We start from the raw sequence: 12,528 nt of genomic DNA, 5'->3' as shown, positions 1-12,528 counted from the left end.
CGGCCTCTGTCGACATGAACAAAGGCCGGTTTTTCAACTACTCTGTTATTCCGTCTACGATTTGAGTCAGCGCCTCGCTGATCGGCGTAAGTGGACGTCCGAGAAGTTTTTCAAAATCGCTGCTCTCGACATCCAAAGCCCCGCCCCGGATGCCTTTTTGAATATTCACGAGCATCGGGATGAGAAAATCCGGTACGCCGGCACTTTTCATGATATCGGCATATTGAGCGTCATCAACCTGCTGAACCGGTACGTCTTTGCCCAATACGCCGCCAAGGGCAGACGCCAGTTCCTCCTGAGTCAATAGCCTGCCTTGCCGCTTCCTGCAGATGTCACCCAGGGAGCTCCCGCCATCACACCCTGAATGCTTGACGCCTCATTTTCCAAATACCAATTGTTTCGTAAAAATGAGTAAGGAATCCCTGTTTTTAATATCGCTTCTTCCGCGGCAACGTGCGGAGGAGCAAGGAACATCGCGCTCTCGCTGGCATTGGCTATACTGGTATAGGCGATGAAGCCTACTTTTGCCCGTTCTGCTGCCTTTACCGCATTTGTATGCTGGCGAATCCTCGTTTCATTATCTCCGTCTGCAGAAATGATCAGCAAGCGGTCGACCCCTGCAAAAGCGGAATCCAATGTTTCCGGACGCTCAAAATCTCCTTGGCGGATTTCCACTCCGCGCTCCTGCAATCCTTCCGCTTTCTCCGGATTGCGGACGCTAACGGCCAACTGGCTTGCCGGCACAGTTTTTAACAGCGTCTTTACCACCTTTGACCCGAGTTTTCCTGTTGCTCCGGTAACTAACATTTTCATTGCAGATTCCTCCGTTTTCCATTGTAATTAAATGATTGAGCACATATGTATATCATCATGAGCTTTTATTGACTTGTATTAAAAATCCCTCTTCTTTAGCTGCCCGATTAACCTGTTGACCTGTTACACGCCTTTGTAACCATTATAGTTACAAAATGATTTCATATCAATAGCCAAAAGGATAAAATCGTTTTCCTCATTATGATGAAGAGTTGTGAAGCATCTGTTGTGGTCGTCATCACCCCAAACTGAAATTTTATTCACCTTTTGCCATTTAGCAGAATAAAATATCTTGAGTCTCTGGCATGGCATATTTTATAAATTGAGGTGTCTTATACAGCATCTTTTTGATGAGGATTGGTTCACAATATGAAAAAAGAATAAAAACAACATTTGTGAATATGCTAAAGTAAGAACCTCTTGGCACCCTCTAACACCGATTACAGCGATCGGTGTTTTTTTAAGCTGGAAATAAGGTTTCCCCTGTTCATTACCGCTTAACAGCATCATCAGAGGCAACCATATCGTACTCTCATATGACCCAGCTCTTGCCGCACCCTTTGCAATATCACTTTTACATTCTCTTTTCAGCTTCGTAAACTTTGAACCCGGTCCTTACTTGATGCCGGTTGCATCTCCCTTATGCCATCATTCATTTACCTTAAATGCGCTTTTTATTTTTTCGTTGTTTGAAACCTTTTTTTTAAGATAATGGGGAATCACCTGTACAATAAGGAATGAAACTTCAACATAAAAAAAGCATCCGCTTAGATGCTTTTTTGGATGAGACTTCATACAATTTCATTCCCTTTACTAGCAGCAAGGCGCTCCGCAATGTGTATGATGGTGTGTGACCGGATCAAAACTGGAGTATGTGTGCGGATAGTAATGAACATGCTCGAAATGGTGATGGTTCACATTCGTAGTGTGCTGGGGATGAATATGAGGAACCATCGTTTCAGAAAATGTATGATGCTCGCAGCAATGAGTAGGATGAATGATCGGCGGTAAGACATTGCAATGATACATGAATCACATTCTCCCTTCTTTTTTCTGTTTGTTTTCACTATTAAGCTATGTTCATATGTATGTATATGTACTATTACAAACACCTAAAATCCCAATGGTCACCGCCCATCCTGCTGCCTTTTTGCATGACGAAAACTTGTTTTATCAAGCAAAGTTATCTCATATCCATTTTCCGTGTCCGTTAGTTAGCTTCCTTCTCCCCAATCGACAATGACGTCATTCGAATGAATATGCAGCTCTGCTTTTGTATCAAAATGAACGACAAAACCTCTAATCAGCCCGAAAAACTTGTTTTTTTCGGTAATCTTCACCACGACAGCACCGTCTTTAAATCCCGGGGGATGGCATCCTTTCCCTACAACATATGTATTTGAATGAACGGTGATCGATTTTATTGACTTCATATCATTCCCTCTCAAGTCGAGAGGACAAAGCCTCTCCTTTTTCTGTAATCAAACGTTTAACAGCAAGCTGCTCCTTACATAGGTGTAATGAAAATGTAAGCTAAATCAATAGTTCCGCGCGCCAGTTTTAACGTATGATGGCTCCTGAGGTGATAAATAATGAAATTTTTTCTTGGAATGATCGCCGCAATATTAATCATTTTCGGAGGCGGGTATTTGTTTTACTCGACGTATTATTCAACGGAAGATTATTATGTGAAAATTACGGCAGATCCTGAAATCGCGAAAGAAAAAGCTGATGATGGATATACAGACATTACGTATACTTATTATACTACCGGTTATGATAAAACTGGAAAAGCAAAAAAACTGAAACTTTCTTCCGGAGATCAAATGAAGAAAGGTCAATATTATCTCATTCGTTGGGAAAACAGAAGAGAGATCGTATCAAGCAAGGAAAGAGTAAACGAAAGAGAAATCGATCAAGGCATTGTAAAGAAATTGAATCAGCAGCCGTAATCCCCCTCCAGGTTTTGCCGCCCTCCAGGAGGGCTTTTTGATGTCAGGTACAAAAAAGTGCCTATGGAACAAAAAAGTGCGTACTACCGCAGATTGCTGTTCTGTATCATAATGGTGGCAGTATGATCCGCTGAATTTTTGTTTATAAATAAGAGGAACGGAGGAATGTATGATGGAACTGAATCTGCAGGGAAAAAAGGCGTTGGTCACAGGTTCTACGTCAGGAATCGGTCAAGCGATTGCCGCTTCCTTAACGAAAGAAGGCGCGTCTGTCATCATCAACGGGCGGCGGGAAGCAACCGTCAAACAAACGATAGACGGGTTGAAACAACGCTATACAGGAGCCGTCCTTTATCCGGCCGCTTTTGACCTCGGCACGGAAAAAGGATGCAATGAACTATTTGAGGCGTATCCTGAGATCGATATTTTAGTCAATAATTTAGGGATTTTTGAACCTGCTGATTACTTTGATATTCCGGATGATGAATGGTTTCGCTTTTTCGAAGTGAATATTATGAGCGGTGTAAGGCTTTCGCGTAAGTATTTGCAGAACATGATAGAGAAAAAGGAAGGCCGGGTCATTTTTATTGCGAGTGAGGCGGCTGTGATGCCTTCGCAGGAAATGGCGCATTACAGTGCAACGAAGACAATGCAGCTTTCCATTTCCCGAAGCCTGGCAGAGCTTACAACAGGCACAAATGTAACAGTAAATACTGTGATGCCGGGGTCAACCTTAACCGAGGGAGTCGAAACGATGCTGAACTCTCTCTATCCAGGGGAACATCTTACGGTCGAAGAAGCGGAAAAGCGCTTTATGAAAGAAAATCGTCCGACTTCGATTATTCAAAGGCTGATCCGGCCGGAAGAAATTGCACACTTTGTCACGTTTTTAAGCAGCCCGCTTTCCTCCGCGATCAACGGCGCGGCGTTGCGGGCAGACGGCGGACTGGTCCGCAGCGTCTTTTAAAAACCTCTCCCTTCGCGGGAAGAGGTTTTTTTACTCAATCAGCCGCTTTCCAATGATCAGGAACCCTTAATGCCGGCGGCAATTTTGTATGCCGGTCACCCTTCGCCGCATTGACCTGAGCCTGCGTAAGAAACATGCTTTCGGATAGGTCGGCGCCGCTTAAGTCGGCATCCCGAAAGTCAGCCCCGATCAGATCAGCCATTCCCAGATCGGAATTCTGCAGATCGGCGGCTATCAGGACGGCGCCTCTCAAGTTTGCTCCCCTTAGGTCAGAACCTCTTAGTTTAGCACCTATGAGGATGCTTCCACGGCCGATTTTTTTCAGATGTTTTTTGTTCGGTGATTTGGCACGTACGATTTCACTCGTCCGCAAAAGAACGTCGTTCACCTTCGCTCTATGTGCAGACACATCGATTTGCAAAATGAATTCCTTGCTCTGTTTCGTCAAACGTTCCGTCTCATCAAGGATCGCAAGCGCATCCCGGTGAATTGATTGCGCTCTTTCTATTGAAAGGACTTCATGCAAATACCAAAGCATTTCGTGAAGCTGCTGCATAATGGGAAATACGTTAAACATTTCTTCCGCCAGCTCAGGGTTGTTTCGCCAGTCCTTACCTTCATATGTGACTTGTGACACCTTTTGGCCGGCGCCGAAACAGTCATAAGCGGTACAGCCGCGAAATCCTTTATTTCTAAGATCTTCGTGTATCGCACACCGGAAATTCGATTGTAAATGACGGCAAGGTGCACCGCCGTCTTTATCAAACGCAAAATCAGCGGATTTCGCATACGGCAGCGCTACGCAGCACAGTCCGAAACAATTCATGCAATCTGTCCTTACCTCATTCGGCATCGTGTCGATCATGATGTTATACTTCCCCCTTTCACGGGAACCTTCAATCGTTCTCTCTTATTATATATGAAGGTTTTCTATTTACCTATTATCTTTTAAAGCAGTAATGCATTCGACTGAAAATATTCGGAGGGCAGATGGTTGACACTGCACTCTCAAAACCAGTTACCAGCCTGTTTTTCCAATATATTTAAAACGCACAATCTCTTTCATATAAAGGGCATAGAATATACAGACAAATGAGAAAGGAGGGAATGGCTGATGAGCGAATACGAATACGATAAGAAGAAGCACGAGGACTATTACTGGTTCAAATGTAAGAAGGTTTATTATAAACCTGAACATGATAAGAAATACTGTGATTATGACTATGATCACAAGAAGAAGTATGACTATGATTATGACTACGATCATAAGAAGAAGTATGACTATGATTATGACTATGATCATAAGAAAAAGTATGACTATGATTATGACTATGATCATGACAAAAAGTACGATTATGATTACGGTTACGAATATGACAAAAAACACCATTATAAAAAATATTATTTTAAGTGTGAACCGTATAAGAAATATTATTACTAAAAAATTAATTACAGTTTTATTCAAGTTCGGTCTCCCCTGTTTGCATCGTAAGAGACGTAATCTTCGGCGGCTGTTCTTGAGGAGGGTGCACAAAGCACCCTCCTTTTTAAGTTTGGCCATCTTTTGCACAGCATTTCTACGAACTTGTCTAACTTTATATCCCAGTGAAAAGCACCCCGAAGGGGTGCTTTCCTCTGAAATGATATTCAGATCTGTTTAGACATTCTTTTTTAAGAAAGTCCAAAAAGTTAATACCGCTCTTCTTTGTGTTTGCGGTTGCAGGGCTTTCCGTGATGTGAATGGTAATGTGACTCAGGCTCGTATTTGGAATAAGTGGTCGGATAGTAATGAACATGCTCATATTTGTGATGCTTTACTTTGGAAATATGCTGCGGATGAATATGAGGAATAATTGTTTTGGAATACTCATGATACTCACATTTCCTTGTAGGATAGACGATAGGACGCGCTACATACGGTTTGCAGTAATCGTGATCATACATGGACATTCTCCCTTTCTTTCATTTAATGCTTTCTCACTATTAAACTATGAGAATGAGAGACAACATGTACTAATAAAAAGAACCAAAATATTGGATAAAAAGGCTGTTATCCTTATTTTTTAATAAACATTTACCTATATTTAAAAGGGATTTTAGGCGTCTGCATGAAATCTAGTAATATGCCCGCCGCAATATAAATGGAAGCCGCACCTTCCGATACGTTCTGCATGTTATAATGGCACAAAGCAACGTTGCATCGAAATGGAGTGGGACATATGGACTTTTTATCAGCAGCATCTTTTTTAGGCGCAGCCATATTGCTGACCCTCATGCCCGGACCGGACAATTTATTCGTGCTGGCACAGAGCATATCGAATGGCAAAAGCGCCGGAATATCAACGGCCTTCGGGCTTTGCACCGGACTCGTTTTTCACATTTCCGCTGCAGCGGTCGGAATTTCAGCGGTCATTTACAAATCGGCTCTTGCCTTCACCTTCGTGAAATACGCCGGAGCAGCGTATTTGTTATATTTGGCGTACCAGTCTTTCCGGGACAAAAGCTCAGGCTTTCATATATCCGATCAGCATTTGGTGAGTTTAACATCTTTGTATCGAAAAGGCATCATTATGAATCTCTTAAACCCAAAGGTTTCGTTATTCTTCCTGGCTTTTCTGCCGCAGTTTGTCAACAATGAAGCCGGCAATGTGACGATACAAATGCTCATGTACGGCATCATCTTTTTGCTTCAGGCTTTGGCCGTTTTCACCATCATCAGCATATTCGCAGGGAAAGCCGGAGAATTTTTGCTAAGGCGCCCTGCCATAGCAAAAAAAATCAACTTGATCCAAGGTTCATTGTTTGCCATCATCGGTCTAAAAATGGCGTTTACGCAAAAATAAAGGCTTTTTCGATGATTTGCGAAAGATGGAATGTTACATGATTCCCGTACTTCAGTTTACAAATCCTATTTAATTTGTTATAATTAGTTGTTTACAGAAATCATACACACTTATGTTTATATACAACCATGATCTTGAAAGGGGGAAAAATATTGGCCAAAAAATCAATGATCGTCAAACAAAAGCGCGAACAAAAATTTAAAGTCCGGGAATACACGCGCTGTGAACGCTGCGGCAGACCGCACTCTGTGATTCGCAAATTTAAGCTTTGCCGGATTTGCTTCCGCGAGCTTGCCTATAAAGGACAAATTCCGGGTATCAAAAAAGCGAGCTGGTAGGGCTCGCTTTTCGAACAGCCTTATTCGCAAGGCTGTTTTTTTATTGAAATTATGGCGGCCAGGCCCCCATCGACTACAAAAAGGAATCTTTATCAAGATAGACAATCGGCGTCGGGCCGAAAGTAAAAGTCCGGCGTCTTTTCTTGAGTGTTCTAAAAATTCACGTCCCACCTCAAAATGTAATGCCGTTTTTCATTGAATGGAATAAGTAAAATCATAATTGCTCGTTGTACTATAATCACCATCATGTGTCTTCAGTCTTAAATAAACCTTTTCCCCAGGCTGAACTGCATTGACGCGGAGCGAATCCGTTTTCCCGGAACCGTGATCCTCTGCCTGTACAACAACCGTTTTTTGCGACGTTACATGGTGCGCTTCCAAATCGAAATTCTTCCCGCTTGGAGACGTTAATGAAGCTGATAAATCATGCTTGTCTTCCGTATTATTTTGCCAAAGAAACCAATCTTCATCTGAAGCTGTCTGCAGTTTCCATTGAAAATGGTACCCCGGCAAAACTTCAAGCGCTGATTCTTTATTATCAGCCAAGCCGGTAATCGCAGATGCGGATTGTGAAGTTACTAGTAAACCCGATAAAACAGCAGCGATCGGCAAAATCTTTACGAGCCTGGTTTTCATAAGCGTCACTCCCCGTCAAATTTTGTTATGAAGCACCTAACAACCATAATACTACCTCGTTTGGATAGTGTTGTAAACAAAACAATTCCATTATTATGAAATTTAAAATGTTTTTTGAAAATTTTCAACAATAACAACCTGAAAATGAAACAATAAACTTCTATCATGATGATGAAAAGAGGATTTTACAGACTTTTGGGGAATACTGATGATGAAACTTTCTCATCGAACTTGCCGGGCCTGTTTTTCAAACGTTAAAGCGACTGCTCTTGGTTAAGGATTTTTTCTGGGAATCAACGAATAAATCATTCACCATGTTGTTTCCCAAGCTTTACTTCACCCCTGATCATATGCGAGGAGGAACTTTTTATGCCTGTAGAACATTATGGCGTTTTAAAAGGAACCGTCGTGAGAACCGAAAGAGATCCGGTCAATGACCGAACACCGCATCTTGACATTTATGTAGCCGGTGAGAATGGCAGACATTATCGATGTGTCGTCAACGTAAAATCGTCGGATCAATCAAAAGTTCTCTACTATGCCGATGACGATTTCGATGCTTCCCAAATCACGATCCTGCCATGACGCCTTTGCCGCATACCTTGCCCGGTGAAAAAAATGACTTATACGAATTTCTTGAAGAGTACGCAAATAAAGCAAAAAATGATCAACATGCAGCAATTTACGTATACGGTTCTAAATTTGACACGGGTCTGGGAATGCACAACATTCACATGAATCAAGGCAATCCCCGAGGCAGCCGCTGGGAAAACGACAATGGCACATGGAAAGACGGAGGAATATTGATTCAGTTTAAAGACTCCTGGGCTGCGGTGTTTCTCGCCTTTCAAACTCAATCGTGGTGCACGGACCGGGATGGACAGCCAATCAAGTTTTGCGATCATACAGAACCTGATAAGGAATATGAATAAAGCGTAACACTTCCTCCTTGACGGCATTGTTTCCGGTGCAGAAAAAAAACGAATAGGCCTCTCCGGTTTAGAGGAAGAGGCCTGTCATCAAGAAGCCTTTGCCCAGGCCCCTTGATCAGTTAGGACTCGACTGTTCCCAGCAGCCGGGTCTTTTTTAGTTTCTGTATTTCTAAAAGAAAAAATACATTTTTAGTTCGTTTGTATAAACTGTGCCGGCCGGTGAACATTTTGAAATCCTTTAGAAAGAGTATTGCATCGATCAGGCCAATCCTGTTTTCTATATTATTTGGCACGGCTTGACGTCCCGCAAAACCGGAAGAATGGGTCCAGGAAGGTTTTTAAAAAAATAATGAGGCTGAACGGAAAGCATGAATAAGAAATCAAAATCGATCCAAAATATAGTGAAAAAGGTGGTGAGATCATGGAGAAGAAAGGCATCAAAAACGGCAGCATCGAACAGATTAACAATGATCATGAGACAGAAAGCGCGTTTCAGCAGGAGCAAAAAAGCAATAAACAGCAAAAAAGCGGCGGCACTTTAAAATAAAAGCGGAAGGTGATGAAACTTATGAAACATGTATGGGCACTGTGTTTAAAGTTCATTGCAAGCCTGGTTCTATTATATGTGATTTTAACTCTGTTTTTCGGCGTCCCATTTGGAGACGTATTTGTCCTTACCTTGATTTTAGGGATCGTATCCTACCTGGTAGGAGATCTTTGGCTCCTTCCAAGAACGAATAATACGACGGCGACTATGGCGGATTTCGGTCTTGCCCTGATTTTGATCTGGGCCATTCTCGCGATGCAGGATAATCCTCCGTATGGGTCTCTTGCAATGGCTTCAATCATTTCAGCGATCGGCGTGACCGTATTTGAATATTTCTTTCATCGCTATATGGCGGCTAACGTTTTAGAAGAGACAGGAGGCGAAAGGCGGAAAAACACGGGTTCGTTACAGTATCAACACGAAGCGTCAGACGAGCTTTTTCCGGTGTCCCCGTCGGAAAAACGTGACAAAAAATAACTGCCAGAGCGGATGTTCAGGAGTTCTACCAAGAGGCAATGCTCCAGTCTGTTCTCGTTTCTGTTTGCCCGCCAAAACGCCGTTTTCATGGCGGAGGGTGATCCTGAATCAAGCGCCCATTCGATTTGATGCCCCTTTTCTGACAGGGCCTGTGCTATGTGCTGCGGAACAGACGTTTCCAGCAGCACTTTTTTTCCGCCCTTCCATTGCCAGCGCGGGGCATCAAGGGCCGTTTGCGGGATGGAGATTCATGACCGTTTGACCGTGTCCCTGAGGCTGCATATACCCTCCCATCACACTACCGGATTACCGTCTTTTGTGATAAATCCGGGAATGATCGTATGGAACGTCCTTTTTCCGGGTCGGGTGATTCGGGTCCAGCTTAAATTCATAGTCTCTGTTTTGGAGAGCGACTCCCGTCTTCGGGACGCCAGACCTTAACCGAATCCCGTATAGCTGCTTTGAATACCATGTTTCCTTCTTCATCGGCAGACGCCAAATATACAGTTCCCCCTTCAGGTAGCTTCCCCGGGCAGGAGTCAAGCGCCGTATCCCCTATCAGTGCCCTTTTTTTTGGCATATTCTTCTGACAATAATTCATCTGTTTGAGCAGGCATCTGATCGTTTTCGGTTATATATTCGAGACCGTCGGCAAATGCAAGCTTAACCGCTTCGGTCTGCATGTGCCGCTAGCGGCTGAGACGCCGCCATCATACCTTTTCCCTCCTGACATATCAGCTTCGGGATGGAAACAAATAAATCCTCCCTGCGGAAGGAAACAGAAGCCGTTTTGTCGAATTCTATTCCTTTAAAAGCGAGGAGGACATAATATGAAGCATGACACAGCAAAACGTTTTGACTACCACGTTTGGGCAAACCAAAAGGTGTTTGAGCACCTGCAAAGCCTTCCTGAAGAGCTTTTCACGAAAGAAATCAAGAGCGTGTTCCCTTCTGTTTCGGCAGTTGTTGTCCATATGTGCGTCTCAGACGCGCTCTGGCTGAACATCATATCGGGGGGCGGATATGATGAAGCAAAAGCTCTGGCGATGAGGCTTAATGAAGAATTAAAGGAAGCAGACATCAAAAAGCTGAGCGCTTTTTTTGATGAAACCGCACATCAATACCAAGCATTTTTTGAAGATGCTGAGAATCTCGATGCGCCTCTTACAGTAAGGCACCCGGTGCTGGGTGAGAGGGAAACGAACGCTGCCGAGATGACGAATCACGTCATCAACCACGGCACATATCACTGAGGCAACATCTCGGCGATGCTGAGGCAAATGGGACACGCGAGCGTCCCGACGGATTATGCTTATTTTCTGTGGATGTAGCTTTTACTAAAAATGCACAATATAGAGGGGGATTTTTTCTAAGCCCCCCTTTGACTTTAAAACTTATTTTTGTCAAACAGCATTCTGAGAATTCCTGATCGTCATCCTGTTAAAAGCGGACTGATGGATATCTGCACGAGATGGATATTCCCCTTCATTTCTTCGCGGTTTTGCCACTGTTTGCACTTTATTTGGACGCAATTTCGCATTGCTCTGCCGCTCCCGTAAACACCCGGTAAATAAATGCCATGGTGATCGTTGGCGTCTATTACCGATTCGTCATTTTTTATATCATTTGAATATTTTTGTACGGAATAGGGTCTTTATAACCAGCCTCTTTAAAACCTTTTAGCCTTAATGTGCAACTGTCGCATTCACCGCAGGCATACTCTTCCCCATTGTAGCAGGAGGTAGTAAGTTCGTAAGGCACATTCAACTTAAGTCCCAGAGTTATCGTATCTGCTTTGCTTAAATTGATAAGAGGAGTAAAAATGTTTGTTTTTTCCCCTTCGATATTTCTTTTGGTCGCAAGGCGGACCGTATTGTTTAAGCTTTCAATAAACTCTGGACGGCAATCTGGATACCCGCTGTAGTCGACTCCACTTACTCCAGTGTAAATCGCTTCTGCTTTAATCACTTCCGCATAAGCTGATGCACAGGAGAGAAAAATTAAATTCCTAGCCGGTACATATGTCACCGGGATGTTATCTTGATTCATTTTTTTCGGCACATCTATATTTTCATCAGTTAAGGCGCTGCCTCCTAATTCTTTTAAAAAATCGATATTCACAATTTTATGCTCTTGTACTTGATAATGCTCTGCTATTTTTTTTGCTTGTTCCACTTCTCTGGAATGTCTCTGCCCATAGTAAAACGTGAGGGCATGCAGCTTGTAGCCTTCATTCTCAGCAATCCCCATGCAGGTGGCACTGTCTAATCCCCCGCTTAAAACAACGACGGCTTTCTTATTATTCTTTTTAATATTAAACACCCCTTTTTTCCGGATCCCAAATGATTTTGTGAATCTGAAGATTAACTTGAATATCTTTACGCCGGCTGTTTAAAACTTTTTTGACTAGATTCGCCGGCTTCATCGTCTCCCATACCGGACTCATTAATAGACGGCCTTTTTTATGATGCTTGTCAATAATCTCCATAGCGATTTGAAAATCGTTTTCAGATCCTATAACAAATTTGATTTCATCATTTTCGTCTAATAAATCGAAATTTTCATAGATCATTTTTTTCATTTCTCCACTGTCTGGAAGTTTAAAATCCATGATAAAGCGAACTTTATTGGCCATTTTAGCGGATAGACGCCTCATGTTTATAAAAGGCTTTAAATGAATAGCACCATTTGTTTCAATATGAATATCTTTAATTACATCCATTTTAGCCAACCGCTCAATTAAAGCTAAAGATTTTTCTCCATGGATTAATGGCTCTCCCCCGGTCAAACAAACATAATGGTTTGCTAAACGGGAAACCTTATGTGCGATTTCTTCTATTGTAGCTTCAAACTCGGGTTTGCTGGGGGCATAGCTGTACTTTGTATCACACCACACACAACGCAGATTACAATGAAACAGCCTTATAAAAGTCGTCTGTTTTCCCGCAGCAGATCCTTCGCCCTCTATTGTTTCGAAAATTTCGACCATTGGTAAAACAGTTGTGTCAGCATTCATCTTACAC

At 42.7% G+C, this 12,528-nt stretch carries 14 protein-coding genes and 4 pseudogenes; 9 read left to right on the top strand and 9 right to left on the bottom strand.

All coding sequences use genetic code 11. From position 1 onward, the window contains the following. Positions 1–37 precede the first annotated feature (37 nt). The 3 genes and pseudogenes from NSQ39_RS08785 to NSQ39_RS08775 all read right to left on the bottom strand — a co-directional run bounded on the left by NSQ39_RS08785 (position 38) and on the right by NSQ39_RS08775 (position 2,246). A pseudogene (locus tag NSQ39_RS08785) lies at positions 38–813 on the bottom strand (NAD(P)H-binding protein). A gap of 813 nt (positions 814–1,626) precedes the next feature. After that, positions 1,627–1,842 carry a CotD family spore coat protein gene (locus NSQ39_RS08780; RefSeq protein WP_082094036.1) on the bottom strand — a complete coding sequence of 72 codons (216 nt, stop codon included), beginning with the start codon at positions 1,840–1,842 and terminating at the stop codon, positions 1,627–1,629. 185 nt (positions 1,843–2,027) lie between these two features. Then, complete coding sequence (locus tag NSQ39_RS08775; RefSeq protein ID WP_046129513.1) at positions 2,028–2,246, bottom strand: hypothetical protein; 219 nt, start codon at positions 2,244–2,246, stop codon at positions 2,028–2,030. Positions 2,247–2,405: 159 nt separating this feature from the next. Between NSQ39_RS08775 and NSQ39_RS08770 the strand changes: the two genes are divergently transcribed. Together NSQ39_RS08770 and NSQ39_RS08765 are read left to right on the top strand one after the other, a co-directional pair. Continuing rightward, positions 2,406–2,765, top strand: coding sequence for a YxeA family protein (locus NSQ39_RS08770; RefSeq protein ID WP_046129514.1), 360 nt, complete (start codon positions 2,406–2,408; stop codon positions 2,763–2,765). A 172-nt stretch (positions 2,766–2,937) separates the two neighbouring features. Then, on the top strand, positions 2,938–3,732 hold the full coding sequence (locus tag NSQ39_RS08765) for an SDR family NAD(P)-dependent oxidoreductase (RefSeq protein ID WP_046129515.1): 795 nt from the start codon (positions 2,938–2,940) through the stop codon (positions 3,730–3,732). Positions 3,733–3,766: 34 nt separating this feature from the next. On the opposite strand, the gene NSQ39_RS08760 is transcribed toward NSQ39_RS08765, so the two are convergent. After that, entirely contained in the window at positions 3,767–4,597 is an 831-nt protein-coding gene (locus NSQ39_RS08760; protein WP_046129516.1) for a pentapeptide repeat-containing protein, read from the bottom strand. A gap of 249 nt (positions 4,598–4,846) precedes the next feature. On the opposite strand from NSQ39_RS08760, the gene NSQ39_RS08755 reads away from it, so the two are divergent. Continuing rightward, complete coding sequence (locus tag NSQ39_RS08755; protein WP_175075069.1) at positions 4,847–5,173, top strand: hypothetical protein; 327 nt, start codon at positions 4,847–4,849, stop codon at positions 5,171–5,173. 248 nt (positions 5,174–5,421) lie between these two features. Here NSQ39_RS08755 and NSQ39_RS08750 read toward each other — a convergent pair whose 3' ends face one another. Further along, on the bottom strand, positions 5,422–5,676 hold the full coding sequence (locus NSQ39_RS08750; RefSeq protein WP_231947352.1) for a CotD family spore coat protein: 255 nt from the start codon (positions 5,674–5,676) through the stop codon (positions 5,422–5,424). A 275-nt stretch (positions 5,677–5,951) separates the two neighbouring features. Between NSQ39_RS08750 and NSQ39_RS08745 the strand changes: the two genes are divergently transcribed. Next, positions 5,952–6,575, top strand: coding sequence for a LysE family translocator (locus NSQ39_RS08745; protein WP_175075068.1), 624 nt, complete (start codon positions 5,952–5,954; stop codon positions 6,573–6,575). A gap of 152 nt (positions 6,576–6,727) precedes the next feature. Then, positions 6,728–6,913, top strand: coding sequence for a type Z 30S ribosomal protein S14 (locus NSQ39_RS08740; protein ID WP_046129520.1), 186 nt, complete (start codon positions 6,728–6,730; stop codon positions 6,911–6,913). Positions 6,914–7,105: 192 nt separating this feature from the next. Here the strand turns inward: NSQ39_RS08740 and NSQ39_RS08735 are convergent, their stop codons facing one another. Continuing rightward, positions 7,106–7,549, bottom strand: a complete 444-nt coding sequence (locus NSQ39_RS08735; RefSeq protein WP_046129521.1) for a hypothetical protein — start codon at positions 7,547–7,549, stop codon at positions 7,106–7,108. Between the two features lie 369 nt (positions 7,550–7,918). On the opposite strand from NSQ39_RS08735, the pseudogene NSQ39_RS08730 reads away from it, so the two are divergent. The 3 genes and pseudogenes from NSQ39_RS08730 to NSQ39_RS08720 all read left to right on the top strand — a co-directional run bounded on the left by NSQ39_RS08730 (position 7,919) and on the right by NSQ39_RS08720 (position 9,505). Continuing rightward, a pseudogene (locus NSQ39_RS08730) lies at positions 7,919–8,481 on the top strand (YukJ family protein). Between the two features lie 421 nt (positions 8,482–8,902). Then, positions 8,903–9,028, top strand: a complete 126-nt coding sequence (locus tag NSQ39_RS08725; protein WP_046129522.1) for a hypothetical protein — start codon at positions 8,903–8,905, stop codon at positions 9,026–9,028. 21 nt (positions 9,029–9,049) lie between these two features. Then, the gene (locus NSQ39_RS08720) at positions 9,050–9,505 is read left to right on the top strand and encodes a YndM family protein (protein WP_046129523.1); all 456 of its coding nucleotides are present in this window, start codon (positions 9,050–9,052) and stop codon (positions 9,503–9,505) included. Positions 9,506–9,530: 25 nt separating this feature from the next. Here the strand turns inward: NSQ39_RS08720 and NSQ39_RS23065 are convergent. Beyond that, positions 9,531–10,191: pseudogene (locus NSQ39_RS23065) on the bottom strand (gamma-glutamyltransferase); the annotation flags it as partial. 144 nt (positions 10,192–10,335) lie between these two features. On the opposite strand from NSQ39_RS23065, the pseudogene NSQ39_RS08710 reads away from it, so the two are divergent. Next, a pseudogene (locus NSQ39_RS08710) lies at positions 10,336–10,836 on the top strand (DinB family protein). Positions 10,837–11,122: 286 nt separating this feature from the next. Here the strand turns inward: NSQ39_RS08710 and queC are convergent. Further along, on the bottom strand, positions 11,123–11,818 hold the full coding sequence (gene queC, locus NSQ39_RS08705) for a 7-cyano-7-deazaguanine synthase QueC (RefSeq protein ID WP_175075192.1): 696 nt from the start codon (positions 11,816–11,818) through the stop codon (positions 11,123–11,125). A gap of 1 nt (position 11,819) precedes the next feature. After that, complete coding sequence (locus NSQ39_RS08700; RefSeq protein ID WP_175075067.1) at positions 11,820–12,521, bottom strand: 7-carboxy-7-deazaguanine synthase QueE; 702 nt, start codon at positions 12,519–12,521, stop codon at positions 11,820–11,822. Positions 12,522–12,528: the final 7 nt, after the last annotated feature.

This window comes from Bacillus sp. FSL W8-0848 (assembly GCF_038007805.1).
GTDB lineage: Bacteria > Bacillota > Bacilli > Bacillales > Bacillaceae > Bacillus > Bacillus glycinifermentans.
Note: the sequence above shows the minus strand (reverse complement) of the source record. Positions and strands in the feature narration are given on the sequence as shown.

Excerpts from the sequence above, each read along its gene's own strand:
- NSQ39_RS08780 (WP_082094036.1), bottom strand. The coding sequence starts at position 1,842 with ATGTATCATTGCAATGTCTTACCGCCGATCATTCATCCTACTCATTGC.
- NSQ39_RS08775 (WP_046129513.1), bottom strand. The coding sequence starts at position 2,246 with ATGAAGTCAATAAAATCGATCACCGTTCATTCAAATACATATGTTGTA.
- NSQ39_RS08770 (WP_046129514.1), top strand. The coding sequence starts at position 2,406 with ATGAAATTTTTTCTTGGAATGATCGCCGCAATATTAATCATTTTCGGA.
- NSQ39_RS08765 (WP_046129515.1), top strand. The coding sequence starts at position 2,938 with ATGGAACTGAATCTGCAGGGAAAAAAGGCGTTGGTCACAGGTTCTACG.
- NSQ39_RS08760 (WP_046129516.1), bottom strand. The coding sequence starts at position 4,597 with ATGATCGACACGATGCCGAATGAGGTAAGGACAGATTGCATGAATTGT.
- NSQ39_RS08755 (WP_175075069.1), top strand. The coding sequence starts at position 4,847 with ATGAGCGAATACGAATACGATAAGAAGAAGCACGAGGACTATTACTGG.
- NSQ39_RS08750 (WP_231947352.1), bottom strand. The coding sequence starts at position 5,676 with ATGTATGATCACGATTACTGCAAACCGTATGTAGCGCGTCCTATCGTC.
- NSQ39_RS08745 (WP_175075068.1), top strand. The coding sequence starts at position 5,952 with ATGGACTTTTTATCAGCAGCATCTTTTTTAGGCGCAGCCATATTGCTG.
- NSQ39_RS08735 (WP_046129521.1), bottom strand. The coding sequence starts at position 7,549 with ATGAAAACCAGGCTCGTAAAGATTTTGCCGATCGCTGCTGTTTTATCG.
- NSQ39_RS08725 (WP_046129522.1), top strand. The coding sequence starts at position 8,903 with ATGGAGAAGAAAGGCATCAAAAACGGCAGCATCGAACAGATTAACAAT.
- NSQ39_RS08720 (WP_046129523.1), top strand. The coding sequence starts at position 9,050 with ATGAAACATGTATGGGCACTGTGTTTAAAGTTCATTGCAAGCCTGGTT.
- NSQ39_RS08700 (WP_175075067.1), bottom strand. The coding sequence starts at position 12,521 with ATGAATGCTGACACAACTGTTTTACCAATGGTCGAAATTTTCGAAACA.